The organism is Symmachiella macrocystis, from assembly GCF_007860075.1.
Lineage (GTDB): Bacteria > Planctomycetota > Planctomycetia > Planctomycetales > Planctomycetaceae > Symmachiella > Symmachiella macrocystis.
This window is the reverse complement of sequence record NZ_SJPP01000001.1, coordinates 1,063,098-1,089,571: the sequence shown is the minus strand read 5'-3', so window position 1 is coordinate 1,089,571 and position 26,474 is coordinate 1,063,098. Positions and strand designations below refer to the sequence as shown.

Below are 26,474 nucleotides of genomic sequence, written 5' to 3'. Positions count from 1 at the left end.
CCTAGTCCGGAGACCAATTTCGCAGGAAATATGTGATTTTCCAAAAAGGGTTGTCAGAATCCACGATCAGATGGATTAGGTACAATAACCACATATGGAGGATCTTTGTGCCTGAATTTCCTGAAACCATCGAGAGCTTGATTGTTCGGGTTCGAGATCCGTCTAATCGAGCGGCGTGGTGCGAATTTGAACGGCTATATCGTCCAGTGATCTTCCGAATTGCCCGTGCGAAAGGGCTTCAACATGCTGATGCACTTGATCTCGTTCAGCAAGTTCTTATGTCAGTCGCCTCGGCGATCGACAGATATGAGAAGCAGTCCAGCCAAATCCGGTTTCGCAACTGGTTGAGCCGAATTACGCGAAATGCGATCATTAAGGCTCTCTCCCGGCAACCACGTGACCAAGCGGCAGGTGGCTCTGTGATTCTTGACATCTTGTCAAACCTGCCGGCGGCTGATCCTGAAACCGATGCACTGATCAATTTTGAGTATCGTCGCGAACAATTACAGCGGGCAGCCGAGAAGGTGCGCTCTGAGGTACAGGAGCCAACCTGGCTCGCTTTCGAGTTGACTGCGTTACAGCAAATGCCCATTGATCAGGCAGCAGAGGTTCTTGCTGTCTCGACAGGTAGCATCTACGCGGCCCGCAGTCGCGTCATGCGCCGAATTCGAAACGCAGCACTGCGACTAGAAGGATTGGACCTTAGCGAGGAGTCACTCCATGAAATCAACTGAGAATACCTGCGATATGAACCTCATTGATGATTATCTTGATGAAAGCCTGAGCGATTCGGCGATGATCGACTTCGAAGACCATCTCACTAATTGCCCCAGTTGTCAGCTAGAGATCCAACAGCGCGCTGCAGAACCGGAAATATGGCGTGACGCCGTCAAGCTTCTTGGTGACCACGATTGCGAATCATCCTTTCAATGGAATGGAGAGCAAAGTGAAGATCAGCGGAAGCGACGCGTTCTAAGCATTCTCGAGTCGCTCATGCCTACTGACGATCCGGAAATGCTTGGGCGCATCGGCGACTATGAAGTCAGCGGCGTGGTTGGCTTCGGTGGAATGGGAGCCGTCCTAAAGGGATTCGACAGTTCGTTACGCCGAGTGGTGGCGATCAAAATTATGGCTCCGCATCTGGCTGACAGCGGTTCGGCTCGAATTCGATTTGAACGAGAAGCGAGGGCCGCAGCAGGGATCACTCATGATAATGTGGTTGATATCTATGGAGTGTCAGAATCTAATGGCCTGCCATATCTGGTGATGCCTTTTGCACGTGGTCCATCGCTACAAAAGCGAATAGACGAGAGTGGGCCGCTGACGGCACTTGAGGTTGTCAGGATTGGGCGTCAACTTGCATCCGGGCTTGCGGCGGCTCATGAACAGGGACTTGTTCATCGAGACATCAAGCCAGCGAACATTTTGCTAAATTCGGGAATCGAACGGTTATGGATAACTGATTTCGGCGTGGCGCGCGCGATGGATGATGCATCAATGACGCAGACGGGCGTGATCGCCGGGACACCACAATTTATGTCGCCTGAACAGGCGCGTGGTGATTTCGTTGATCAACGTAGTGATTTGTTCAGCATCGGGAGCGTGTTATACACGGCGTGTACCGGGCGCCCACCGTTCCGATCGGAAACGGCTTATGGAATTCTCCGTCGAATCACGGACACCAATCCTCGTCCAATTCGCGAGATTAACCCAGATATTCCGAATTGGTTGTGCCTGATCATCGAACGACTTATGGCGAAGCATGCTTCCGATCGCTACCAGAGTGCTGGAGAGGTCGCCGAATTGCTCGAACGATGCTTGGCCCATTTGCAGCAACCGACTCGTGTGAGGCTGCCACAGTGCCTACGCCTCACACAGCATTCCGTCAAAGCTATGTCGGAAGCAAGCATAAGCGAACCCTCCGCAACTCGTGACGAGGCCAAATCGAGTCCGCCACGAATTCAACGCACTAGAGTTTGGGTATTAATTTTGTCAGTTCTAGTTGCCGGAGTGGGTTTTGCGGCTTGGCAGCTGACGGAGCCAGCCAACATCGTAGGAGATTGGACCGGTGAGAGGTGGAAAACCGTTTCTTTATCCACGGTGGAACAAGCCAGCGGCTGGTACAACGGAGCATTTACGGACACGGAAGGCCGTCGCGGCGCATTACAACTTGAATGGTCTCGCATGCAAAGACGGTACAACGGTCGGTGGAAGGTCGGCAATGAACAATCTGGTTCATTGACGCTACGGGTCAGAGGCAGCAAAGTACAAGGAGCCGTTTCCGTCGATCCGGACTCGATGGTCTCTTTTGATATGCCCCGGCTGCGAGAGTTCTCGTGGCAGCGTGCTCCTATCGGATCGGTGAATACCCAAAACACGACTCAGCCAGAAATGGGCAAGGGTCCTCCAACCCCCATTGACATGCCCATCAAAGGGCGCATCATTCGTTGGGGTGAAGGAATCCGGGAGAACGCTCTCGTCAAGAAGGGTGACTTACTTGCTGAAGTTGCGGACCTTGACCCCAATTATCGTAATCGACTCAAGGAGCAGGAGACCGTTGCACAACGCCGGACTGAAGCCGCACGCCTCCAGGTACAGGCAAGCCAAAATAATCTTGCGGCTGCGACGACCGTCGTCGCCGCATTAGAAGCTCAGCTCAAAGCTTTTCAGCAAGTGAAGAGTCAGGTAGTTGCAGCGGCCAAAGCTTCCATTGAATCTGCGGAAAACAAGGTCGAAGCGGAAAAAGCTGAGCTCGCTGAATTCATGGCTGCGCGAGATGGAGCAAAAGCTGACTACGATCGGCAGAAGAAACTGTTCGATCAGAGAGTTATTTCGGAATTGAAGTTTCAGGAGGCGGAGCGAAAGGTCAAGGAGGCCGAGGCTAAGGTCAACAAAGCTGAGGCACTGGTTCAGGCAGCTTTAAACGACTTGATTGTGCGAAAAAATGATGAGAAAACAAAGGAGTCGAAAGCGGAAATTGAAATCGACCACGCCACTGCTCAGGTGAAGAAGGCAATGGGAGATGTCGCCAAGTCCGAAAGTGGTTTGGCAAAAGCCAATCTTGAATTGAACAAGGCCGAGAAAGATTCCCTCGAATTACAGACGAAGATCTCCAGAGAAAGCAGTCAACTCATTCTTGCGCCGTTTTCCGGTTTCATCACCAAGCTCACCAAAAACAAGGTGTTGATGGAAGGGCAGACAATCTGCCTGATTTGGCCGGATTCGGATGGAACGGATTCGGATGGCTCCGTCAGCGCTATCTCAGCGCCTACAAGTGTTGCAGTTGGGGGATTTGCGGAAACATCTGCACGTTGGATCACAGAAACCCTCGGCGCAGTTTCCGCTTTCGGCCGACGATTCCGCGAGCTACGAACCAAACTGCGTGCGGCTCAAGAAGGCGGTGCGTCTCAGGCTTCAGTCGCCAAACTCAAGCATGAATTGGCTGTTTTGGAGTTTGAAAGAGAAACGACTGTGGCGATTCTCAAGGCACAAATAGACGCTGCCAAAAAGCTAAACAATTCGCAAATAACCCTAAGCGACATGGTCAAAAGTCAAGTTGAGAATGGCGATTTGAATCCTTACACCCTCCCGCCAGCTGAGCAAGCAGTTGTGAAAACCAAATCGGAAATCCGCGAGCTCCAACTACTGTATGAATACTACACAAATCTCGTAAGTAATACCCTCGGCACTCCCGAAGACGATAGAAATATTGCGATAGAAGTCTTGAAAGTTCGGCTCGAAGCAGCAAGGGCAAGCCTTCGTTTCAAAGCTGATCAAAGCAAGCTAACCAGACGCCGCTTCGAACTAGGCGATTTAGACATTCATGACGTTCTGATGGCTAAACAGGCAGAGGCCGAGGTTGCCGTGCAAGTTCAAAAGCTGGAAGCACTGCTCCGCTACTACGAAAAGGTCGGCTCCAAGGACGTGGAATCAACTATCGAACTACCGGGCTTTCAAGATAACACAGATGTGCTGATTCAACCGACGACCAAGAAATAACGGCAAGAAGCCGTTCAGGTGCTGACCCTCCGATCATCCTCCTCGCCGACTCACGTTGGAATTGGTATTTGACGCCAGTCTGCGGCTTGTCGATCAATACTAAACAATATGGCGCACGAGCAATATCATCTACTACCACCGCGACGGACTGCTGGCATTTTGAATTCGCAGACGGCAGAATGCATGGTCGTGACCGTCGAAGCGGGCGCTGGTCCAGCCGGAGATTAGGTGTGCCGAATTCCAAACGATTTCTGAGACTGACCGTCACTTGTTGTTTCGCGTCCAGCTGTACGCCCTTTTGACCAGACATCAATTTCTACAATGCTAGAAAATGCGGGTTGACACGAATATTGCCGCCTCATATATTTCTACAGATGTAGAATACGAATGCCTCTTTTTTTGGGCGGATGATTCATGGCTGCGGAAAATCCGACGGAATTGGAGTTGCTGATCCTGAAGGTGCTGTGGGAGCAGTCGCCTTTGACGGCCCGGCAGATCCGGGAGGTGTTGGCCGGGCGTGGGCGGAAACTGGCGCATACGTCGGTGATCACCATGTTGCAACGAATGGTGGACAAGGGGCAACTCGACCAGCTTGATCCGGATGTCGGTAAAGCTTATCGCTTTACACCGGTTCTGGGCGAAGCAGATGTCTCAGGGAAAATGCTCGGCGATTTGATCGAACGAGTTTTCGACGGGTCCGCCGAGGCGGTGATGCAGAGTCTGTTTGATGTGTCCGATTTGGACGACGAATCGCTGAAGCGTCTGAGACGCGCGTTCAATCAAAAGATGAAGGAGAAAAAGAATGCCTGAACCATTTCAGCACCTCCTGACTCTTTTGGACAACGCCCTCGCTGTTCGCTGGCTCATTACGCTCTTGAATTTCCTGTGGCAGGGCGCCGCCATAGGTGGTCTCATCGTCATTGCTGGAACTCATTTGCGGGGCGCGTCCGCTCGACTGAGATACGCTTCCTACTCCACAGCACTCCTTAGTTTGCCGGTTTGTGTGGTGTTCACGTTCTTCGTTGTCGACGTCCCGGCAAGTTGGCAATCGCGTTCGCACATCGTAAGTCCGGCCAACACACCGGCAATGTCCTCTCCCTCACTACAGCCAGTGCCAGCGTCATCTCCCTCCGTTCAGCTGGAGACCACAGAAGCGACTGGCGCATCTTTGCTCAGCAACCGCGTTGTCAGCAACTCAGAGACGATTAAAGTCGTTGCCGATGACAAGACAGCTGCCAACAACGATTCAATATTGTCACTGTGGCCTTCACCGCCGATGCTTTCGCGTGCCGCTGAATGGTTCGTGGTGGCTTACGTCGTCGGTGTCGTTTGCTTTCTGTTGCGGTTGTGCACTGCTCTATGGGCCGGCCGTCGTCTGCGTATTGGAACAACAAACATAACCGATCCAAAACTGCTGGAACTGATTGCCGATCAGGCGGATCGCGTACGGTTGAAGTGCGTGCCGGTGGTGGCTTATTGCGAACGAGTCGCCGTGCCGACGGTGGTAGGTGTGCTACGCCCTATGGTTCTGCTGCCCATGTCATTGATGACCGGCTTGAGTCCCGATGACTTCGCGGCGATCATCCGGCATGAACTGGCTCATATTCGCCGCTACGACTTATGGATGAATCTGCTGCAGCGAATCATCGAGTCACTTCTGTTTTTTCATCCGATCGTGTGGTTCATCAGTCGCCGATTAAGTGCCGAGCGTGAAGTCTGTTGCGATGAGTTGGTCGTCTCGTCCGGCTGCGAGCCGCTGCACTATGCCGGTGCATTGCTGCGGGTCGCGGAATTGTGTGTCGTCTCCCGGCAATCCGATGTAACGGTATTGGCCGCCACCGGTGATTCGAAGACATTGCTGGAACGACGGATCAAGCGCTTGATGAATTGGGGCGACACGCCGCGGTTGCAGTTAACCCGCGGCGGCATGGTGGGCTTGCTGATGACCTTGGTTTCGCTCATCGTCGTGCCCGGCATCGCCCACACGTGGGCGCAGGCTCAGGCACCGGCGAGTGACGCGGTACCCGACGGCCAATCACAACCGATCGATGCTGTGGACACGGTTAAAGGAGACAAAGCGTCGCCGGATTCAGACGGAAACAAGTTGGCACGAACCCCGCGCAACGCGAAGCTGAGGAAACCATCGTTGGCAGAACAGGTGTCGCCAACCCATCCGCCCTCGTGGGCGCGACGTTGGGAGGTGACGCCAAAATCTCTCTTTGGTGGCACGGCGCCGCTCGTGCTTGACGATCGACGACTGCTCATCGGCGACGAACTCATCGATATCCGAAACGGAACGCTCCTGGGACGTTTTTCGTTGGGCGGTGACAAGTTCGTTCGCAGCTTTGAACGACTCTCGGCCAGCCACAAGTTCTTGCTCGTCCGTGGATCGACTTTAGCGCCGGGGACCTTCGTGATTCCGGCCGATGAGATTCAAGTCTGGGACATCAAGAACGCGAAACAGATCGGAAAGCCGTTCATCGTCAATCGGTTTGCGGCAAAATCGGACGTCGGCCCTGCCGATATTTCGCCTGACGGAAAGATCGTGGCAGTCGGCAATAGCGAAGGAATTCGTCTGTGGAACGTTGCCACGGGCAAGATGCTTAAGACGGCTCTGATCGAGGCGCGAGGTCTCGATGCCTTGGCATTTTCCCCGGATGGTCGTTGGCTGGTGATATCGGATGGAAACGACCTCACATATTGGGAATGGCAAACTGATCGCGAGCCCCGCAAGATTCACGTCGGTCGGCGGATTATCTCATTGGCCTTCTCTCCCGATAGCCAATACTTGGCGGAAGGCCCCGATTCACGCGTGGACATCCAGATCCGCGACATGCAGTCGCTGAAGGTTGCCCGCTCTCTCCGCGATGAAGCTGGCTCGCCCCTTCTCATCAGCGCCATGTCGTTTTCAAGCGACGGCAAAACCTTGATTGCCGGCAACAGCGTGATGGTCGACGAGACGAGGTTGACGATTCCCCATCGGCTTCATGCCTGGAGCGTTGAAACAGGCAAACTGCTGCATCAAGCTGCCATTCCCCACTACCGCCCGATGCGACTCTGTATTACACCCGACGGCAGCAGCGTGGCGGTCGCCTTGGATGGAGACGGTGCGATCGTTGCTGTCTGGCCGTTGACGGGCACCGCAGGAGACATTGGGAAGGCCGCCGAACCCGTCGATGAAAAGGCCGCACAAAACACCCACTATCGCGGCAAGAAAGCCGCGGAGCTCATCGACAAGCTGAAGCCCGCTTGGGGCGATGCGCGGCTTGGGATTCAATACGGAGTCGCGCTGACCAAACCGCGGCGTCAATTCCGTGCGGGCGAGCGTGTCCCCATGGCCGTGTTCATTCGTAACGTGAGCAACAAGCCGCTGCAGATTGACGTGAGTCCCGATTTCCTGTGGAACGTGCCGAAGGTTGTCGATGAAAAAGGCAATGCGGTCGAAATTAAGAGAATCGCCGCGTTTGGGGGCATCGCTCGATTCAGGGAAACGCTAAAACCGGGTGAAACGTTTGGCCTTTTATCCCTTGGCGTGGGCCTGGGCGACAACCCGCGTGCCAAACAAAACTGGCATCCGTACTATAAGGCGGCCGAGGCAGGAAAATACAAACTGACACACACACTTTCGATCGATGTCACTGGATTGGAAGAAGGCGATCAAGCAAAACGCGAACAATTGATCAGCAGCAAGATTGAGTTTGAGATTTTACCTACTAAAGACACAGAGCCTATCATCAGCAGCAATAGCAGCAATGACGCTGATAATTTGCTGTCCAAAGTCGATATCAATTCACTACGCAAGAAATTCCAGCGTCTGTCTGGCACTTGGATTCCGACCACTAAGTCGCGCAAGCTTCTGGATTCAAGTTTTGTGAAGCAAGGCAACGAAGCTGACTTGCGGTTTGAAATTGATGAAGTTTTCGGTAATTCGATGCGCAGCACAAAGAAATTCATGGAAGATTTCATTGAATGGGCACGAAAAACCGAGTCCGACCCGAAGTTAACGCCAATTATCACTGGAAATATCGGGCCACCGGGACCAGCTTGGTCTTCTCGCACCCCTCCGGCCTACTTCATGATCTTGCGGCGAGCAAATGGTCGCTTTGTCATGTTTTTAGGCCCCGTGGTTGGCGGCAGAACAGGGATCAATCTTTCGCTCGAAGCTCGTCAAGCAGATGACAAACTGACGATTGAATGGATCATCGATGAAGGAGCAGGCTTGAGTCCAATCCCCATCGAGACAGAGCGTGCACAGATTGTGTACACCCGAGTGAAAGAACGTGAAAATGACCCGAAAAAGGAAAATGAGCGAGATGTCCAAAATCGCATCAACAACGAAAATGGTAATTCAACGACCGTTGTCACAATCGGCGGGGGGGTGGTAGCTGAGGCAGAGTCCGAGGATACCTTTGTCTCGTGGATACATCGCGGGTCCGTTCGGATGGGCGGCATCGAACCTATTGTGAGGTTGCAGATTCGCAAAGACGGTACGGCGATCGTGTCGAAGGATCATCGCCAGCGTGAATCACGCGTGAAACTCAACCCGCAAGAACTTGCCGCGGTTTTGAAGCGACTTGTGGATGACTGTGACGTAGCGGCCATTCAAGGTCCGTGGTTCAACGGCAAACCGAACCTGTGGACTGGCAGTCAGGACCGCGTTTTTATCCGCAGCGGTAGGCGCACGATCCGTCTGACGTGTGAATATGGCTGGCCGTCAGCGAAAGACCGAACCGATGCAAATATCCTGAAGTTCACAAAGCTGCTGAACGTGCTGCGCGAAACGCAAAGTCTCATTCTTGCCGGCGGACACGAGGCCGTTGAGAAGCTACTGCCCATTGCCAATCAGGGACTGAAGCAGCACTTCCCCACAATACGCCCGCTGACAACGGACAACTTCAGCTGGGGTGAGAATTTTCTCGCTGGCTACCGGCGCGTTACCTTTTGGCGGGAGAAAACCGTCAACAACGAGCGTGAAAAAGTCCGCGTCGAAGTGATCGTCCCCGACGGCGGTGAACCGAGACTGGGCAACATGTTCGTCAACGACCAGCGTATCCGGCCGAAGAAGCAGACGACAAACCAGGCTGTACCGGAAGATGTCATCTATCGCGGCTTGAAACTGAGCGAGCTTCCTGCAACCGGCGATCCACATTCGCTGGTTGAATTGTATCAAGAGAATCCGGCAGGATCGGGGGTCTATGAAGAGCATTTGGATACGTGTTTTATGCCGATGCCCGGTGGTACGATTGCAATTTACTATCGCCCCGAAGCCGAGTTGTTTTTTGTTCGTCGGGAAGCCGGTGATTCGTACAGTTGGTATGGTCCTGTTGCCGGGAATCCGCTCGAAAAACTTGAATTGGAACCGCTGTTGCTGGAAAGCATGCGGGGGTTCGGCACAGCGGGTAATGCACGAATTACGCTGGTGCGTATGGCTCGATCGAGTAATGCACAACTGGCCGCGACCGGTTTGCGGCTGATGCGACAGGTGTTAACCGATGAAGCAACTTTGGAAAGCATCGACGAACGTGCGCGTCCCTTCCATCAGGCAGACCTCAATCTCGATTCGGTGATCGAGTTTCTGAACAAGTCAGGTGGTGATTTAAGAAAAAACCGGATTGACGGTTTGACCAAGCTTGAGGCAGCCGTAAAAGCGATGGCGTCGCGCTTTACCAAAGCGATGCCGGTCATGTCCGATGAGCAATACAACGAAGCTGGGTACCTACAGCAGGGTCTGCCACGAAATGACTCGATACAGTGGGGACGAAAACGTGACGGCATGCAGCTTGGAATATCTATGTCCGAGCCAGTCGTTCTCACTCCTGCTTCTGAACCGCATCGTACAAAACTGTATCTGCGGAACGTTAGTGATCACACCGTTCGCTTTCACCTCGCAGGTCACCCGGCTGAGCAGGTGCGGGTCGAAGTGACAGATCCGAACGGAAAACGAATCCGTACCGAATTCGGAGACATCCCCACCTCTATCCCCGGCTTTCCGACGTCATGGCGATTGGAACCCGGAGAGAAGATAGAGTTGTGCCAGATTCGCTTAGCATGGGCGCTGCCGGATGCCAACGTCAAGACGACAGACGTCCGCGGAATGCGTATGTCCACAACCCGTCTGAGGGCCGTGCCGGGCCGCTACCATGCCACATTGACCACACCCATTAATTCCCGTCGTGTCGTGCGTGGCAAAGGCGAATGGTCCGGCTCGCTTACATCCAAAACCTTTCCGGTCCATATCCTCAGCGATGACTCTAAACGAAACACGAACGGAGACGCTGCTAAGCAGGGGCTTGATCAATCTAAGACGCAGATTGGGGACGATTCTGCTTCGCAGTTGAACACCCTGGGCAACCAAACCGAAGCTGTGGCCAAAGCCACCACGGCCGCAGGGCATCCCCTGTCCGCAGTGTGGTTGTCGACATCCCCAACGCTGACGTTTTAGCCGCTCCAACGGCAGCGATCTTTGAAACCTACCCCGATGGTCCCGCGACCAATAACAAGGCCGGGGCCGTCATTTTGTTTGAGATCATGGGTCTCCGAATGTGTCAATCGCGGTCAAATAAACGGAGATCCGGCGTTTAATTCCTGACACGAGTTCTTGAGACAAAGTCATCTGTAGATTCACGCACGCATCGACCGGATAATGGGCTGTGGCGAGAATCGAACCTATTCTGGCTCTCGCTTGCTTCAATTGGACATCGGCTTGACCGGCTTGCCGTTGGGTGTCGAATGCAGACGTGCCCCCTAGATGATTGGTTTGCACGGCCGGGAGTCAATCCGGTCGGAGATCGTATCGCCCCATAGCATCCGTTAACATAGTTTTGGCGCAGAATTGCTTGGCGATGACCTTCGCTGTTTGCCAATGGTTGCCGGCGTTAGTACAGTTCTTCGCAGGTCAAAGTCATCCCCTTCGTTCACGGCGGCGACGTCAAGACATCCTGTTAAGCGAACACAGCAAACAGATTCCCGAGGAAAAATATGTCTTCCCCATACTCACGCCAAATGGGTGCAAGCATTGCTGCGTTGCTTCGCCTTTTTCAGGGCGAGGTCCCGGACAGTGATACCAACTCGCGTGCCCTGGAACTTGCAGTGACTCACGATAGTTGGTCTGCCGGTCACGCGCTCCGCGATGTAGTTCGGGATCGCTCACTTGGCATAAAGGACCAGATCAAATGCGCCCAGTACGACTTCGAGGAGTCATGCCTAGAGGCACTTTACAACGAATCCGAACCAGATGATCCGTTTGATTCCGTGTCGCCGTACTGGGTCGTTCCTAACGCGATTGAATTGGCCAAGCTGATAGGCATCCCGGTCGAAGCTGTGTTTGACGCAATGCACCCGAAGACTTGGTGAAGTGGTCCTTAATACAACATGGCCGCAAGGTCCGTTGTACGGATCGCCTTCGGTGTCCCGCGACGGGCGGCAGGTCGGGAGTCCGAGCAAACGACCGGGAAATGACACTCACTCAAGCCGCACGTACCGATAGAATGTTGATCGCGAAATCCTCAGTGTCTTGCAAATGTCGTCAATTTCCATGCTCTTGTCCGCGTGCATCGGCCAGTCCTTCTGAGAACCACTTTATTGCAGGCCCTGCTCAGTTGACGCATGTCGCTCGCATTACGGACTTACTTTCCAAATCGAATCGCGGAATCAATGCATAGGGCGATGAGGGACCAGAGTCCGTTTGTGCGAGCGTCGCATACCATTTCTTATCGTTCGGGCTCTGCATCAGCCCCTGACCGTGGTAAGAACGGGTCGAACCCCAGCGGAAGACGTACGATGGTGGGAGGATGCGACATGGATTGGCAGTGGTGGCAACGCCCGCCAGCCGCTGCTAAAACGTCTGATCTCAATCCCCCCGCATTGACGGTTGCACGCAGATGCCCGCGCTAAAGCGACCGCAACCCGTGCTTCTCATAAACGCTCGTAAATTGTTCCTGCGTACTGGCCCGGTCCAGCCCCATGATCAACGCCACGATGCCGTCGATACGTTCCACGCTCTTTTTCTTGGACGGCTTCCAGTTGTCGGCGGCGTCGGTCTCGATCGAGACGTTACTGGCCATCCAGCGCAGCACCGGATGCCCGGCGTGGGCCAGTTTGCGGCTCAATACCACTTCTTCGAGCTTCTTCGTCGGCGCGCTCATGCTAGCGTAGCCCTGGCCGAAGGCGACCATCTCGAAGCCGTCGCCTTCCAATTGCGTCGCCAACTGCGTGGCATTCCAGCGGTCGATGGCGATTTCGCGGATCTCAAACTGTTCGTTGAGTTCATTGATCCGCCGGCGAATCACGTCGTAGTCGACCACCTCACCGGACGTCGCCTCCATGTGGTCGTCCCGAATCCATTGCACGTACGGCACACGGTCGCGACGTTCCCGTTTGCGGGCGCCTTCTTCGGGAACCCAGAACAAGGGTAGCACGTCGAATCGCCCCTCGTCCTCGTCGGGAAAGACCAGCACTAGTGCAGAGACATCTGTGGTTGAAGATAAATCCAACCCACCGAAGCAAACTCGCCCGCGCAGATTCTCCAGCGGTGTGTTACAGGCATCCCATTTGTCCATGCTCAGCCAACGTACGTCTTGCTCTGTCCATTGGTTGAGCCGGTAGCGGCGGAATGAATTCTCCTTGGCGGGGGATTCTTGGGCTTCGGTACAGTCCTCGGCGAACTGGTCCGCGTTGATCGTGATCCCGAAACTGGGGTTGGCGGTTTTCCAGACAGCCGGATCGGTCCAATCTGCCTCGTCATTGGCCGCAGCGACGAACGGGAAGAAGGACGTGTCTTCAATCGTGCCGTCGAGCACCTTGAGTGCGTAGTCGTGTTGTTCCCAGCAGATTGAATGCCGGTCGTAACCAGCGGTGGTGATCGCCAGTTGCAGCGATTGCCGGCGGGAAGCACCGGCGTAGCGCAGAGTGTCCCACAGATCCCGCGTCCGTTGGGCGTGAAGTTCGTCGATTAGCACTGCATGCGCATTGAGCCCTTCTTTGGCCGGCACATCGGCCGAGAGCGCTTTGTAGAATGACCGCGTACGATGATAAACGATTCGTTTCGTTGAACGGACGACTTTTAATCGCCGGGAGAGGTCCGGTGATTCGTCGACCATATGCGCTGCCTCGCCATAGACAATTGAAGCTTGGTCACGGTCGACGGCGGCGGAATAGATCTCCGCGCCCGGTTCGTTGTCGCCCACGAGCAGGTACAGGCTCAGCCCGGAGAACAGCGTGCTCTTGCCATTCTTCTTAGGGACTTCGATGTAGCCTCGCCGGAACCTCCGCGTGCCATCGGGACGTTTCCAGCCAAAGAGCGGGGCCACCACCTCTTGCCATTGCCAATCTAACAAGTCGAACGGTTGACCCGCCCATTGCCCTTTAGAATGCCTGAGGAACTTGCGGAAGAATGTGCGAACGCGCTCGGCGGATTTGAGATCGAACCAGCACCCATCAGCAACCGCCCGCTCGTCGGCGGACGTGCGTATCCAATCCGAAGTCAGCGATTCGACTTCGCGCGACATCAGCCCGCCTCCAGGAACAGGTCGAACTCATCCACGGCGCCGGCTCCTTCGGGGAGTTTAATCCGGCTGCGGCTACTGGGGGTGAGGCCGAACTCGACCATCAGCTTCCGCATCGCCTCCATCGCCTGATCGGCAACGGTCAGGTAAGGGCTTTTCATCGGGAAGCCCTTGGCGGGTGATTTTACGATCGTGCCGTACTTTTTGACTTGCTCTTCGGCATGCACCCATCGGGAATACGCCACGCAGTAAGCGGCCAGCGCCGAGCGATCCGCCAATGTCAACAGCCCCATGTCTAGCAGCACTTTGGCCGTACGGAACCATTCAGCGCGAGCCACATCGTCGAGATGCTCCGGGCAGTCGGGCACCTCAGGGGCAGCATGCGGTTCGCGAGCATTGAGCGGTCGTTTGCCCGGATTCCCCTCCAATGTTTTCAATGCTGTTGGCTTTGGTTTGCGGCCTCGCATGACATGCTTTCCAGCATCAAATTGATGCGAAATGATGCTTTACCCAGCTTCACACCCCCCGGTCTCTAATTTCGCGGAAAAACACGCATCGTTGGCGATGTGGTATGGGGGGATGAGTCCTTAGGGATCTAAGGTACCCCCCTTAGGGACCCGGTCATCTTTCCACCGGCAGCGACCCGGTCAGCATTCGGCGCGGTGGCTCCGACCGCATACTTCCGTTTGTCCTCATCCGTTTTCAACTTGTGATGCCGACGGCAGCGCGTCCGCAGATTGTCGAGGTCGAGCCGCAGGTCCGGGCGAACATCAATGGGAACAACGTGATCGACTTCCAAGTTCCGCGTATTGACCACGCCCTCGTCGAGGCAGTCCTCGCAATAGGGATGCCGTTTGATGTGGATGCGCCGCACCTTCCGCCAACGTTCGTCGTACCCGCGCTGTGCCGGGGTGCCACGTCGCTCGTCCGACCAACGGTGCGATGCCTCGCGGTTGTGATCATCGCAGAACCGGTCCCGCGTCGTGTTGGGACAACCGGGGTGCCGGCAGCGGGTCTTGAGCTTGGCGGGCATGCCAACGTCCTCCGTGGTAGAGCGCGGGTGGTGAATCCGTTGTAGGCATTCTACGCGGCGAGCTATGCGGTTAAAGGCCGAATCAATGCCAATCACAACTAACGCCGAAAATCATTCCGCATCTAGCGTTCGGCCACAGAAAAACTTTCCACCGCCGCTTCGAACGTGATGATTTTCCACCCGCAACCACGGCCGCGCTTGCGGCGACGTATCCGCCCGTTGAGCAGCGGTTCGGTAAAGAAATGCCCTCTACCGCACCGGGGGCACGTGAGGCCATGTAGGGCGTTGTCGTTGGTAACGTTGGCCATTGCTCAATGCTGCGTGGTTGGTAGCGCTGTGGGGCCCGTGTTCGCCCCGAATTCTTTTCTGTGGAATCCTGTGGAATTCTACCAGATGTCGCTGGATGTCCGTTCCGGATCGAGGTAACTGACTGTCCTGTCGGTGGCCGTGTTGGCTGCCGGACAGACACGAACCCCGTAACTCAAAAGGGACCACGCGATGGCTACGAAGAAAACCACGGCGAAGAAGGCAACGACCAAGAAACCCGCAACGCGGAAACCGGCAGCGGCGAAGAAGGCTCCCGCCAAGGCAGCGACGAAGAAACCCGCCGCCAAGAAGGTCGCTGCCAAAACGACCGACAAGAAAATGAGCGCCCTCGACGCGGCGGTAAAGGTCCTCGGCGAAGCGAAGGAGCCGCTCAACGCCAAGACGATGATCGAACGCATGGCCACTAAAGGCTATTGGACCAGCCCCGGCGGTCGGACACCGCACGCCACGATTTACGCCGCTATCCTCCGCGAGATCCAAACCAAAGGGAAAGAGGCCCGATTCTCCAAGACGGACCGAGGGCACTTCGCGCTCAACAAATAGCCGATCCCTGTCCAGGCCGCGACAAACGCCCCACGTTTGCTAAGTCGGGGCGTTTTCTTGTTGGGAGTACGATTTAGCAACTCCCTTAAACGACGGCATTCGGAACAATGGCTGGCGCACTTAGACTTCTCGACGTTTTTTGACAACTCGCGATCGAATTCTCTTGCCTAACTTTTTTTGCGCCGGTCGATCTCAGCGTTGAGTTGCGCACGCTGTGACGGCGTAATAATTTCTATCGCCTTTCCGAGCATTTTGCGGTCGATACGATATTTTTTCTCGTAGAGTTCCTTGTCAAATCGTCGAAGGGCGGCAGTCTGTTTGGCGGTCACGCCAAGCAATCCTCTCTTGTCAGGAGAACTTAGCGCCAAGACGACCTGTCGACGAAAGTTTATCTCGTTTAGCATTATTAACTGCGGAGGAGTGAGAATGGCTTCTACCCGAATCTTATCGTCCTTACTCGCTTCAACATCAGGTTGCTCTCCCGCACGGAGATTATGCATTCGAGCGTTGGCGGCATCCATAACGCCTTGCAATTGCAAGTCTTGCTCCTTACTGAGCTGTAAGCGCTCACGTACGGGCGATTCACCAAGCATCGGGTAATACGCGATGAAGTTTTCGTAGCTGAATCCCAACTCCCAAGAAAGTGAGATGATCGCAGAAGTAGGTCCTTGACGTTTTACTACTGAGGGAATCTCCGCTTTTTGCTTTTTTGTAAGGAGTCCCCACACCTTTTCACCATGAGCGAGCGACTCCTGTTGAAACCGTGCGATTCGTTCTTTCGCAAGCTGGCGCAGACGATTTTCCTGTTGCTTACTGAAGCCAACATCGCGGCGAATGTCGGCATCGTATAATAGGTTCACCGCCCATCTGGCGAATGTAAAGTCTTTGAGCGTCTGCAATTGTCTCGACGTAAGCACCGCCTCAATCTTCTTGCCAACCCCATTATCACGCAACCCGGTGGGTTTGTTCTGTGTAGACCGTCGCCACTTTTTGTTCTCTGCAGAAGATAGAATATTTACTGCCTCGGCAGGGCGACGGTCATCGGCAACCGCTTTTTTGTAGATGGAATCTAGCTCGGCCTTTTGTTTGACTGATAATTCAAGCTCCTCTTGCCATCCCGGCTCCCAAATCATGTCGTAAGCAGACGACGGCATTGCGTAGCCGTGTTCTCGGGGAAACTTAGGGACATGCATCCACAGGGGAGCAAACCGTATCCGTGCTAATGTCTTTTCCATCGTATCCTTGGCATCGGCGGAAGGTTGAGAGGCGGATGGAGTCTCTGCATTGACTTGTTTTGACAAGCAGGCGATGCCAGTGCATGAAACAATCAAAAAAAACATCAGATTGCAGCCGGAGACGAATCTCGTCATCGATAAAACCTTTCGCCGAAGCGACTTAGCACGCCTCGCATGGTTATGGTTTGGTTCAAGTTGTCCTTGAACACATCAAACCGCAATTGCTTGGACGTGCAATCCATTTCCAAGACGTTTTCCCCAACTCAATATAACGCAAGAAAAAGGACTTTCTGAAAAGGAACCATTCCGAGACACTGGGCCTGAAGTTTAAACTCTCAGCCGCAACTGAATCGAGGTCAATGAGGAACCAAAACCGATTACCAAATCCACGAAACGATGCGTCGGCAATCTGCATGAATAGGCCGCGACCTGACGAGCTATGCCAGATTGCTCAGTACGACCGTTTTTCGGTGTGCCCAGCGAGCACCGGAAATCCTATAGGAAAATGGGACTGATCACCGACCGAATGAGCGGGTCAGGATACAGTTATAATTTGGCACACGCAAGAAACGGTTGAGTTTCTGAGATTAGGGCAGGATGGTGCCCAACGTTGTGGGATTGTGCGGAATCCGCCCCCTCCTTCTGTCATTTTAACGGCATCAACGCATAGTTACTGTGTCTGCGGTGTCATATATGTTGAATGAGACCTGAAACAATCCCGAAATAGGAGCAACTGCGAATGGCTACCGATGAAGTCCTTCTTCACCGATACAGTCAAGCAGGCGATCCAGCCGCGTTCCGTGAACTCGTCGATCGGTATGCGGGGATGGTTTACAGTATCGGCTTGCGAACGACTGGCGATCAGCATGCTGCGGAAGATTTGTGCCAGGAGTGCTTTCTGGAACTGGCATGCAAAGCGCGCACGGTACGAGAGAACATTGCAGGATGGTTGCACGCTTTCGCGATAAGCCGGTCGTTGAACATTATTCGGTCACGCGAGCGGAGAACACGTCGCGAACAGGCTGTGGCAGGTGACTCCATCATCCATACTGATTCGACTGAGTGGACTGAATTGCAGCCGCATATTGATCGGGCGCTCAATAGGTTGAGCGACAATCTGCGTCTGCCCATTATCTTGCACTACCTGCAGGGCGAATCTCAGCAGCAGGTGGCGGAACAACTCGGCATTGACCAGGCGACAGTGTCGCGGCGGCTGCAGCGGGGTGTCGAGCAACTTCGAAAGCGACTGGGTTACATCGGTCTGATGACGACCGTTGCGGCTTTGACGTCGTTATTGGGGCAGAGTTCCGCACAGGCCGCATCGACCTCACTCACAGGATCGCTGGCAAAGATTGGGGTTTGCGGGGCTGGTGTGACCATCGCAAAGTCCACACCGAGTGGCTTGCTCCCATTTTCCATAACACTTGGAGCGATCGCCGGCAACCTGCTGTTGCTTCTTTTACTGAGAGGCTGGATTCTACTTTTATTCGTCGTTATCGTGTTCGCATTTTTGATGCGACCGCCGAGTTGGGTCCGTGAACTCCTTCGTGCACAAGCCTTCGGACGCGATGTTGTAGCCCATCCGATGTATCCATTCCGACGTTGGACTTGGTCGATTCCTCCGCCTGACTGGAGAAAACAACTGTTTGCTTGGTCGTGTGTCGCGATTTCATTCGGTTTGGTGGCTTTCGGAAACCTGAGGAATGTATCGACGTCCCCTGGTTTTGTTTTGGCATTTGGCTTATTGGCCACGGTATTTCTAGTACACGCCATTCGGCTTGCCTGGCGCGTCTGGACGCTGCGCAAGCACTCGCCAACTGACGTAGAGCACGTGCACGGACGGGTGCATCGGTGGTCCTCGTGGGAGAGTATTGTCGGAGCCTCATTTTTCTCAGTACTTTTTACAACGTGGCTATTGAGTATTCGGCGTGAGGAGATATTTTCTCTCTCTACTGGGAATATCCTAGTCTGGTTATGGTTCGTTTCCAGCGCAGTCATGGTTGTTTGGACAGTTTATGATCACTGGCAAAAGTGGAACAGGAAAGAGATTTCATTCAACAACTCTGTTTTTAGAGAGGACGTTGTCGATACAAAGCCGGTCGCACCGCGATACCACGTCGTGCTGATCGGCTGTTTGATACTAGCTGTTGTCGTCATTCTGTTGCCATTGATCGTGCTGCCACAGACCGGGTTACCGCGTTCAGCACGGCGAGAACCGGACGTCTACCGTTTTACGAAGGACGGCACACGCATTCGCGTCGACGTGCCCAATGCCTTCAAGCCTCCAACGCCCGTGAAGGGCCTTCCTTCGCAACTTGTCATGGCGGCCAGCATCGGGTTTGTCTTCAGCCTTCTTTTTCTGCGTCGCGTTGTCAAGGTACGAGATCAGTTTCCGCGCCCCGTTTGGTTGCCGCTCCTGGCGCTCGGTGTTCTGTCAGTCTCGTTGGGCTTAGGGCTTACAGCACAGAAAGTCTGGACGGCTAAAACCGGACCTAGAGAATCCATGACTACCGATTCATTGAGAATCTCTCAACACGTTGAACCGGTGTTCAAGCCAAGTCCGTCAGAATTAAAACAAATTCGGGAATACGCAAACGAAGCCGCTGTCATTACGGTTCCCGATGAACAACTCCCAGACGGTTGGTACATCCACCGGTACGACAACGGCTTCGAGGCACCTATGCCAAACGAAGATTTTTTTCGTGACATCGCGATCAAGGTAGGACTGTCTGATGTCCCAGAAATGGAATCTGTTGACGCGGCGCTCTGTCGACTTTACATGAACCCATTCGCGCTGGGAGAAGTAAATGCTGTATGCGCTGTGTATGCATTCTGCTGTGGCAACGCAGACGAAGCACGACGGCTCAACATCGCATGGGATCACCGAGGGCACTTGAAGGATCGTTTGGTGATTTTCGTTTTCGGCCGGAAGGGGCTGCGGGCTCCAAGTCTCACCGATCAGGCACCCATTCCATCGCTGTTCAAACACATCCAGCAAATTCCGCTCGCCTTGGACAGCACGAGTCGACCAATTCCGGTACGGACTCCATAGAACGGGCACAGTTCTTTTCTCCAATCGAGTACAGTCAGCAAGATATGTGACAAAGGAGTAAACGATGGCATTTGATCGTGGTTGCCCCATCAATCGAAAATCCGTTAATCGTTCGTTTTAAAGTGTGCTGTCGTTGCGACATCATGAATGCCAACACTTTCCACTGACAAACCTCATAATCCCATCTCGCAATTCATGCGAACAGGTAGTGTTTAGCATTCAACATGTCGAGTCACCAACCACCTGCTCCCAAGTCGAAATCCGCTCACCACATTCCCGACACTCCCGACGACGCACCAATTTCCCGCCTTTGGCAGCCCGCGTATACACCACGCGTAAACGCCGATGGCCGCAGGCACTGCACTGCAGGCCACGCTGCCGATCCGATGTCGCAACTTTATCTTCTCGCTTTTTCATCCTGCTCGTTCTCCATCGCCATGTTGATGAATCTGACCCATCCAGTCTCTCCGGCTGATCCGGCCCTCGACGACGTGGCGCCCGACATTGACATACCGCACCGATTTGCCCAGATCATTCGCCAAAACCAATTCCGCCTGCACACCGCGGCTTTCCTGCCAACCGTCCAGCATGAGCACGACCACCTCGTCACACTGTTCCAAGAACCGTCGGTTGTGGGCCTCCCAAAACGACCAATCCGTCGGTACGCCGTACAACGAAATCGCATGACCGTGAGCCACCGGCGAAAATACGACCTCACCAGCGCGAATCAATCGCGCCGCCATCCGGCAGGCCGCACGGAACCTCCGCTCGCGGACGATGGCGTCCGGATGGGAATAAGGAGATGCCAAATAGATCATGCCTTCACCTCTTCGGTGGCAGGAATCCGCTCCGCTTTCTGGCCCGTAAATTGCTCCCAGCGATCGACGGCAACATCCACGAATGTCGGTGCGATCTCCATGGCGAAACAGCGGCGGCCCAGTTGTTCCGCTGCCAATATTTGTGATCCGGAGCCACTGAACGGCTCGAAACAGACATCGCCGGCGCGTGTGTGCTTCCGCATCGGGCGTGCGAAAAGCTCGACCGGTTTCTGGGTCGGGTGTTTATTCCCCACGACGCGGGCCTTTCCTTCCCAGTCGACATTCCAGACAGAATCGACCTCGTGCCGACCGTCGTGCTCCGGCTGGCTGCCACGGACCCAACCCAGCATGCAGGGCTCGTGCCGGAAGTGCCAATAGACGCGGCCAAAGACCGGTGTCGGCTTAACCCAAATAATTTGCTGGTGGTCTAGGATGCCTAGTTGATCCCAGATACGTTGAATCACACCGCACCGTTTGTGTGCGTGCCAACAATAGATCGCCGCCTTGGGTGCGACCACTTTAAGAACGCAAGTGAACAACTGCGTAAAGAAAGCATCTGCGTCGGAGATGTCGATCTCCCGATAGGTGTCTGACCAATCTTTACCGGACTCATTCGGCCGATCGCCGGTGTAATCGACGAGATACGGAGGATCAGTCGTGACAATCGCGGCTTTCTCGCCGTTCATCACGCGCAAAGTATCTTCGATCGATGTGGAGTCACCGCAGAGAAGTCGGTGACTGCCCAAAAGCCAAAGGTCGCCATTTTTTGTAATTGGCTCGTCCGGCGCATCTGGTACTTCATCCGGATCGGTAAGGCCTTCTTTCATCTTGTCGCCGGACCACTTCGCCAACTCGTCCTCACTAAAACCGGTCAGTTCAAGGTCGAACCCCATCGCTTGCAGGTCGGCCAATTCCAGGGAAAGAAGATCTGCATCCCATTCAGCCAATGTGGCTGTCTGGTTATCGGCAATCCGGTACGCGCGCACCTGCGCCGGCGACAGGCCTTTGGCAACATGGACGGGCACTTTCTCCAGTCCCAGTTTGACGGCGGCTTTGTATCTCGTGTGACCGACAACGATCTCGCCAGTCTCATCCAGCACCAGCGGTTGTTGGAATCCATACTCCTCAATCGACCTTGCCACAGCATCCACCGCGCCATCGTTGATGCGCGGGTTTTGCTGGTACGGTTTGATGTCGGTCAATTTCCGTTGCGAGATTCTCATTACGAAGGTCTCCTTGGATTGTATAGTTCCCATAACCTCAATCGAGGTCGTCTATGTCATCGATCAGCGTTTCCCGCAGTTGCCGTCGTTTCTCAGTCAGTTCGTGCTGTTCTCGTTGCTCGCGGTTCACCTCCGTCTCGAAGGCGTCCAGGTCGAGCACTCCACGAATTGCCACTTCGGTGATTTCCCGCAGTTGCTCAGCGGTGAGAGATTCCAGTTCCCAGGCCCGGTCGCCGTGAGCCTCGACAAATCGGCGATAGCGCGACGAGGTCTCCTTAGAAAGTTGCCCCTCATGCAAATCCATCATCCGGACTTGTTCGGCGGTGAGCGCGGCCTTGACGATCCGGAGCCTGTCGGCAGGCACGTCAAAGTCGTCCCGTAACGAAATGCCGAAGCTAGCTGGGATGTCTTCGCCTTCTGGATCGAAATCACTGACCACGATCACCACCAGTTTTTCGCGGCCGCTCTTGTTGAAGCGTTCGACCATCTCTTTGCGGGGTGGCAATGAGGAATAACCGCGGCCGCTGGTCATGGGGAGCGTGTATTTTCCGGCGACGCTACGGAGTTGGCTGGCGACCGTGTTTTTCTCAACGAGCAACTCGATCCAATTCGGCTGACTCTGCAGTAGGTCACGCCAATAACCGGTCAAGAACTGATCGCACTCGCGGCGGACGAAATCCGCCACACCGCGATGCGTGTCCCAGACGACAACGGGGCGTGTCTCATCAGAAATGGCGTCAAATGGCACTGAACCGTCCAATCGCAATCGCGTGAGCATATTGGTCACATCGTCGTAAGCGGTTGGCGTATTGGCAAAGGGCACGCGTGTGCGGTCGTTACGGACCAATCCAGGGATATTGAGTAGGCGGTAGAATACAGATCGATCACTCAACGGCCAGTTGTGTCTCTCGGCGTTTACAACGGAAACGATCGCATCCCGCAGTTCCAGTTTGTCCCGAATCGCTGAGCGGCGTTTGCGATTGCGGAGTTGCACCACCCCGTTTCCATCAATAGCAGCAGCGTCACGTCGGAACTGTCGAACCTGTGTACAGGACACATCCGACATCAACGCCACCTCTTCGCGGAGTTGCTCAGCGGTGGTTTTGATGCGTTGCCGATTGAAACTTGCCAGCAGCCGCAAGAATTCGTCTTGGTTTCCGCTATAGGAGACGTCGTGTCGAATACGAACTGGGAAACGTTCGAGCCCTAGCCACTGAGCCGCCGCATGACGACGATGACCCGAAAGAATGTAACCATCACCACTGACGACAATGGGCTCCAGAATGCCGTTTTTGCGTACGTCCTCGACCAACGCCAGAAAGGATGGCTCCCCTTCGTCAACCGGATCATAGAGTTGGTCGTTAAGTGGAGCAGGCGAGATCGCCAAAGTACACACCACGTGCAGGCATGCCTCGACGGGCTGTGTACTTTGAGGACGAGGGAGAATGCGACCCTCTTCTTCAAGCCGCTTGCGGTGATTCGAGACGGTCCGGTTGCTGACGCCGACCGCGAGGGCGATTTCGCGATCGCTCAATAAGCGCCAGTGCTCGACGATCGCATCCCGGACACGGTCTGACTTTCGTTGCCAACTGGTGGAGGAACTCCTCACGGGCATGGCGCGACCTCCTCAGCGAAAGTAGCAACCAGGCTCCAACCCGATCGTTCACCCACCTTTTGCACTAGACCACGGTGTTCGAGACCGTTGAGGTACTCGCGAACCCGGCGCGGCTTCATATTGACCGCCGTGGCAATCTGTGACGTGCTAACGGCGGTTTTTCCTAAATAGATATTATTAGGGAAAACCGCCGTTAATTTCTGGAGCGCGTTCAATATCGCAACACTGGCATCATTGAGGATTTCGACCCCGGTATCGGAAAGCGGCAGACCACACTCCTCATCGGAGAGGACGAGGACTTCACACCCGGTCTCCAGGATGCCGCGGCCCCGACCTGTGGCCTGCACGATCTGAGCGCGGACGAGATCTTGGTGGGCGCGTCGCCACGCCTCATTCTTGTAGCCGCGCGAATTCACTTTCGTGGGTTCATGCGACTCGGTCTCGCCGTGCCAGTAGATAACACCCCATTCCGGTTCGCAGGTAGCGGCGCTCATTTCGCCGATTTGCACGAGATGTTTGGCAATCGCTGCAGGCGGAATCCGTGGCGTTCCAGCCACGATGATCAGATCGCATTTTTGGTGCCAGTCGTTTGAGGATCTTTCCTCGCCGCTGCCGAAATAACTGGTTTTGACAATCCGCTCATCGAAACCGGCCCCCAACTTCTTCAGGACCGACATGTGCGTACTGTGGGCGATGATTCCGAGGCGGCGGAACTGCGGTCGGTCGGCCATCACTCCGCGAATCAGGCCGCGAACGGTCTTGGCGGAGGTCCGCCGGGTAATGTCGCGCGGGATTTGCACCGCCTTCTTGCGGAGCTCGATGCGTCCGTCCGGTGTGGCTTGGTGAACCGTGTGGCCAACGATCGCTTCGACATGTTCGGTGTCGGCCGTAGCGTCATTGATCCATACCACGCAATTCATCGGCGGCGGATTATCGATCACGCCGACGACCGACTTCTTCAGATACGCATTCCCCTGTCCGCCTCCCTTGTGAAATCGCCGCTCAACAATGATTGCCGCCAAATGGAGTTTGCCCGCAGCGGCCGTCAGCAAGAACCGCCATGGCTGATCCCGGAAATCGATGTTCGCGCGGCGGATGCTAAAGAACAGCGTGCGTTCGAAACCGGCGGGAACTCTGGCTGTCTCCGGAGGCGACCATCCAACAGTCTGGTCGGCAGTTTCAATCGCCTGGAATAAATGCTCTAAAAGCCCTGACATCAGCCGGAAATACACGTATTGGCGTTCACGGCGGATGGCCAGTTCCTCATCCTGGTACCGATTGCCCTCGTCGTCGACACGGGTCGCATCGCCAAACCAATTGAGGGATGCTGGATCATTGAGAATGTAGTCTTGAACCAACAGCCGAGCCTGAACGATGTCACCGAGACTGATCTCGGCCGGCGGCCTCAGCAAGCTGATTGCATCTTCATGAATCGATAGGTACTCACGGCTTTGCGATAATTCCGCGAGGCCGGTGTATTCGGCTCGCTTGTGCGTCGCAATTGCCACGTGGGCATCTGCCACCGTAGATAACTGGCTCAAATAACCCGTTTCGCGGCATTTTTTGCGAAACTCGCAAGCCGGGCAGACGGCCTTGACGACCGATAGGCCCATCCCCTCGGCAATGTTGGCGTTGTCGTTCCAGCAATTCTGTGGGCGCTCGCCCGTGTCCTCAGTAATACGTGATGGATAGCAGGCGGCAATGATACCGTTTCCCTCGTATTGCTCACGCACCTCGTCACAATTTTCGTGGGTTGGATAAATAAGTAGCGACCTCATACGGCGTTCCTCCGTCGCAACGCCCAGAGTATGACGGCCAAGTCGACGTGAGACTTTCCCGCTCCGGTTGTACTGGCGTCGATGTACACGCCCGGACAACCGAGCGAGCGGAGTCGGACTTGCAGCATCTGATCACGCCAATCGTCGACCGCCACCGCCGGTCCGGTCGGTTTCGGGGGCCGGATGACGATTGGTGGACTGATGACAGTCGTCTCCAAACCGGAAACGAATAAATCGGCCAAACGGTCGACCGGCAGTTCGGGCATCACATTCAGCCAACCGCGCGCATCCTTGGCGTTGTCAGGCGGCAGTGCCCAGGCGATTGGCCGTTCGAGTTCATCGGCGAGACGTTTGGCAGTGCGTACGGCTCCATCACGGCCCGGCCATTTGCCATCGAGTTTCTCGTCCCGTTCTCCGATGACGATGATTTCACGTTTTTGGTCGATCCCCGACAACAGTCCAACGAGATGATCCACGCCGCCACAATTGGACGGCCGCCCCACGGTGTTGAGACCGATAGTCAAGAGCGCCGCGGTATCGGAGCCGCCCTCCACGAGTAAAATCGGGCCTGCACCGGCATTCCAATCGGTGGCGTACGTCAGCCCCGAACGTCCGCCCTTCATGCGGATTTTCGAGCCGTCCCGTCGCCGCGTAGCGATCCCAATAATTTGACCGCTCGCATCCCGTTCAGGGAAAGTCCAACAGAAACGTTCCACGTTCCAACCGACGCTGAGGGAAGCAAGTGCCGTAGCGGTAACGCCCAATTGATTGGCCAACCGTTGACGATGTTCTTCAGCACCATTGGCAAACCGCTCCGCCAGCGCGGGCCAGTCTTGTGTTGGCGAAGTCGAACGAGTCGATGGCCGTATACGCACCGGAGGTGGCGGATTCCGGTCATACGGATCGTCATCCAAGCGGTGTAGATATTGCCCACCGGCATTCATGCGCAGCGCACCGTCGGAGACGCGCCCGCACCAGAGCACCTTACGGTCGTTGGAAACCGAACAGTTATCCGGTTTGCCGCAAACGGGGCAGGGGTCACCGTGCGATACGCGCATCCAGTTGTCGGCGGGACTTACCACGTCGTACCTCTCTCCAAGATTGCAATTGCCACCCCCGATTCATTCGGGTCTGTTTCCGTTCGCCCGAATGCTACGCAGAAAGGTGCATTTGGATAAGTCGCTATTGCAAACTCATATGCGCCGCATATGCGCGGGACATGCGCCACACATGCGCGAATTTACGGGGACATGCGCCACATATGAGTTTCGCCGTTTTTGCCTTTAGGGGGCGGTCTTCAGACGAAATGAAGCGAAGAATAGGTGCAGATGCCGAGTCTGTGGGCCGG

At 55.0% G+C, this 26,474-nt stretch carries 18 protein-coding genes; 7 read left to right on the top strand and 11 right to left on the bottom strand.

The window, feature by feature from the left end:
- The first annotated feature begins 107 nt into the window (after positions 1-107).
- The 5 genes from CA54_RS04255 (at position 108) to CA54_RS04235 (ending at position 11,352) form a co-directional block, all read left to right on the top strand.
- Positions 108-734, top strand: coding sequence for an RNA polymerase sigma factor (locus tag CA54_RS04255; RefSeq protein WP_146369609.1), 627 nt, complete (start codon positions 108-110; stop codon positions 732-734).
- Entirely contained in the window at positions 721-3,999 is a 3,279-nt protein-coding gene (locus CA54_RS04250) for a protein kinase domain-containing protein (RefSeq protein ID WP_231962958.1), read from the top strand. The genes CA54_RS04255 and CA54_RS04250 overlap by 14 nt, the downstream gene beginning before the upstream one ends.
- 414 nt (positions 4,000-4,413) lie before the next feature.
- Complete coding sequence (locus tag CA54_RS04245) at positions 4,414-4,809, top strand: BlaI/MecI/CopY family transcriptional regulator (RefSeq protein ID WP_146369608.1); 396 nt, start codon at positions 4,414-4,416, stop codon at positions 4,807-4,809.
- Positions 4,802-10,441 (top strand): M56 family metallopeptidase, encoded by a 5,640-nt coding sequence (locus CA54_RS04240; protein ID WP_146369607.1) that lies wholly within the window; start codon positions 4,802-4,804, stop codon positions 10,439-10,441. The genes CA54_RS04245 and CA54_RS04240 overlap by 8 nt, the downstream gene beginning before the upstream one ends.
- A gap of 536 nt (positions 10,442-10,977) precedes the next feature.
- Positions 10,978-11,352: a hypothetical protein gene (locus tag CA54_RS04235; RefSeq protein ID WP_146369606.1), complete on the top strand. Its 375-nt coding sequence runs from the start codon at positions 10,978-10,980 to the stop codon at positions 11,350-11,352.
- A 108-nt stretch (positions 11,353-11,460) separates the two neighbouring features.
- Here CA54_RS04235 and CA54_RS30155 read toward each other — a convergent pair whose 3' ends face one another.
- The 4 genes from CA54_RS30155 to CA54_RS04215 all read right to left on the bottom strand — a co-directional run bounded on the left by CA54_RS30155 (position 11,461) and on the right by CA54_RS04215 (position 14,535).
- The gene (locus CA54_RS30155) at positions 11,461-11,553 is read right to left on the bottom strand and encodes a helix-turn-helix domain-containing protein (protein ID WP_146369605.1); all 93 of its coding nucleotides are present in this window, start codon (positions 11,551-11,553) and stop codon (positions 11,461-11,463) included.
- Between the two features lie 335 nt (positions 11,554-11,888).
- On the bottom strand, positions 11,889-13,505 hold the full coding sequence (locus CA54_RS04225) for a terminase large subunit (protein ID WP_146369604.1): 1,617 nt from the start codon (positions 13,503-13,505) through the stop codon (positions 11,889-11,891).
- Positions 13,505-13,969: a phage terminase small subunit P27 family gene (locus tag CA54_RS04220; protein ID WP_146369603.1), complete on the bottom strand. Its 465-nt coding sequence runs from the start codon at positions 13,967-13,969 to the stop codon at positions 13,505-13,507. The genes CA54_RS04225 and CA54_RS04220 overlap by 1 nt, the downstream gene beginning before the upstream one ends.
- Before the next feature lie 128 nt (positions 13,970-14,097).
- On the bottom strand, positions 14,098-14,535 hold the full coding sequence (locus CA54_RS04215) for an HNH endonuclease (RefSeq protein ID WP_146369602.1): 438 nt from the start codon (positions 14,533-14,535) through the stop codon (positions 14,098-14,100).
- Between the two features lie 498 nt (positions 14,536-15,033).
- On the opposite strand from CA54_RS04215, the gene CA54_RS04210 reads away from it, so the two are divergent.
- Positions 15,034-15,405 (top strand): HTH domain-containing protein, encoded by a 372-nt coding sequence (locus tag CA54_RS04210; RefSeq protein ID WP_146369601.1) that lies wholly within the window; start codon positions 15,034-15,036, stop codon positions 15,403-15,405.
- 167 nt (positions 15,406-15,572) lie between these two features.
- On the opposite strand, the gene CA54_RS04205 is transcribed toward CA54_RS04210, so the two are convergent.
- Positions 15,573-16,775, bottom strand: coding sequence for a hypothetical protein (locus CA54_RS04205; RefSeq protein WP_146369600.1), 1,203 nt, complete (start codon positions 16,773-16,775; stop codon positions 15,573-15,575).
- A 604-nt stretch (positions 16,776-17,379) separates the two neighbouring features.
- Here CA54_RS04205 and CA54_RS04200 point away from each other — a divergent pair.
- Positions 17,380-19,692, top strand: coding sequence for a sigma-70 family RNA polymerase sigma factor (locus tag CA54_RS04200; protein WP_146369599.1), 2,313 nt, complete (start codon positions 17,380-17,382; stop codon positions 19,690-19,692).
- A gap of 219 nt (positions 19,693-19,911) precedes the next feature.
- On the opposite strand, the gene CA54_RS30150 is transcribed toward CA54_RS04200, so the two are convergent.
- Genes CA54_RS30150 through CA54_RS04175 form a run of 6 tightly spaced genes read right to left on the bottom strand, consistent with a single transcriptional unit; the run spans position 19,912 to position 26,208 of the window.
- Positions 19,912-20,109, bottom strand: coding sequence for an NrdR family transcriptional regulator (locus tag CA54_RS30150; protein ID WP_390815578.1), 198 nt, complete (start codon positions 20,107-20,109; stop codon positions 19,912-19,914).
- Positions 20,106-20,510 (bottom strand): DUF1937 family protein, encoded by a 405-nt coding sequence (locus CA54_RS04195; protein WP_146369598.1) that lies wholly within the window; start codon positions 20,508-20,510, stop codon positions 20,106-20,108. The genes CA54_RS30150 and CA54_RS04195 overlap by 4 nt, the downstream gene beginning before the upstream one ends.
- A complete protein-coding gene (locus tag CA54_RS04190) occupies positions 20,507-21,733 on the bottom strand; it encodes a DNA modification methylase (RefSeq protein ID WP_197532192.1) in 1,227 nt (408 codons plus the stop codon). The genes CA54_RS04195 and CA54_RS04190 overlap by 4 nt, the downstream gene beginning before the upstream one ends.
- 37 nt (positions 21,734-21,770) lie before the next feature.
- A complete protein-coding gene (locus CA54_RS04185) occupies positions 21,771-23,348 on the bottom strand; it encodes a ParB N-terminal domain-containing protein (RefSeq protein ID WP_146369596.1) in 1,578 nt (525 codons plus the stop codon).
- On the bottom strand, positions 23,339-25,126 hold the full coding sequence (locus CA54_RS04180) for a hypothetical protein (RefSeq protein ID WP_146369595.1): 1,788 nt from the start codon (positions 25,124-25,126) through the stop codon (positions 23,339-23,341). Before CA54_RS04180 ends, CA54_RS04185 begins: the two co-directional genes overlap by 10 nt.
- Entirely contained in the window at positions 25,123-26,208 is a 1,086-nt protein-coding gene (locus CA54_RS04175; RefSeq protein ID WP_146369594.1) for a hypothetical protein, read from the bottom strand. The genes CA54_RS04180 and CA54_RS04175 overlap by 4 nt, the downstream gene beginning before the upstream one ends.
- Positions 26,209-26,474: the final 266 nt, after the last annotated feature.

Bases quoted from the DNA above. Each gene is read 5' to 3' on its own strand.
- CA54_RS04250 (WP_231962958.1), top strand. From the start codon at position 721: ATGAAATCAACTGAGAATACCTGCGATATGAACCTCATTGATGATTAT.
- CA54_RS04245 (WP_146369608.1), top strand. From the start codon at position 4,414: ATGGCTGCGGAAAATCCGACGGAATTGGAGTTGCTGATCCTGAAGGTG.
- CA54_RS04240 (WP_146369607.1), top strand. From the start codon at position 4,802: ATGCCTGAACCATTTCAGCACCTCCTGACTCTTTTGGACAACGCCCTC.
- CA54_RS04235 (WP_146369606.1), top strand. From the start codon at position 10,978: ATGTCTTCCCCATACTCACGCCAAATGGGTGCAAGCATTGCTGCGTTG.
- CA54_RS30155 (WP_146369605.1), bottom strand. From the start codon at position 11,553: ATGCACGCGGACAAGAGCATGGAAATTGACGACATTTGCAAGACACTG.
- CA54_RS04225 (WP_146369604.1), bottom strand. From the start codon at position 13,505: ATGTCGCGCGAAGTCGAATCGCTGACTTCGGATTGGATACGCACGTCC.
- CA54_RS04220 (WP_146369603.1), bottom strand. From the start codon at position 13,969: ATGCGAGGCCGCAAACCAAAGCCAACAGCATTGAAAACATTGGAGGGG.
- CA54_RS04215 (WP_146369602.1), bottom strand. From the start codon at position 14,535: ATGCCCGCCAAGCTCAAGACCCGCTGCCGGCACCCCGGTTGTCCCAAC.
- CA54_RS04210 (WP_146369601.1), top strand. From the start codon at position 15,034: ATGGCTACGAAGAAAACCACGGCGAAGAAGGCAACGACCAAGAAACCC.
- CA54_RS04205 (WP_146369600.1), bottom strand. From the start codon at position 16,775: ATGACGAGATTCGTCTCCGGCTGCAATCTGATGTTTTTTTTGATTGTT.
- CA54_RS04200 (WP_146369599.1), top strand. From the start codon at position 17,380: ATGGCTACCGATGAAGTCCTTCTTCACCGATACAGTCAAGCAGGCGAT.
- CA54_RS30150 (WP_390815578.1), bottom strand. From the start codon at position 20,109: ATGAAAAAGCGAGAAGATAAAGTTGCGACATCGGATCGGCAGCGTGGC.
- CA54_RS04195 (WP_146369598.1), bottom strand. From the start codon at position 20,510: ATGATCTATTTGGCATCTCCTTATTCCCATCCGGACGCCATCGTCCGC.
- CA54_RS04190 (WP_197532192.1), bottom strand. From the start codon at position 21,733: ATGAGAATCTCGCAACGGAAATTGACCGACATCAAACCGTACCAGCAA.
- CA54_RS04185 (WP_146369596.1), bottom strand. From the start codon at position 23,348: ATGCCCGTGAGGAGTTCCTCCACCAGTTGGCAACGAAAGTCAGACCGT.
- CA54_RS04180 (WP_146369595.1), bottom strand. From the start codon at position 25,126: ATGAGGTCGCTACTTATTTATCCAACCCACGAAAATTGTGACGAGGTG.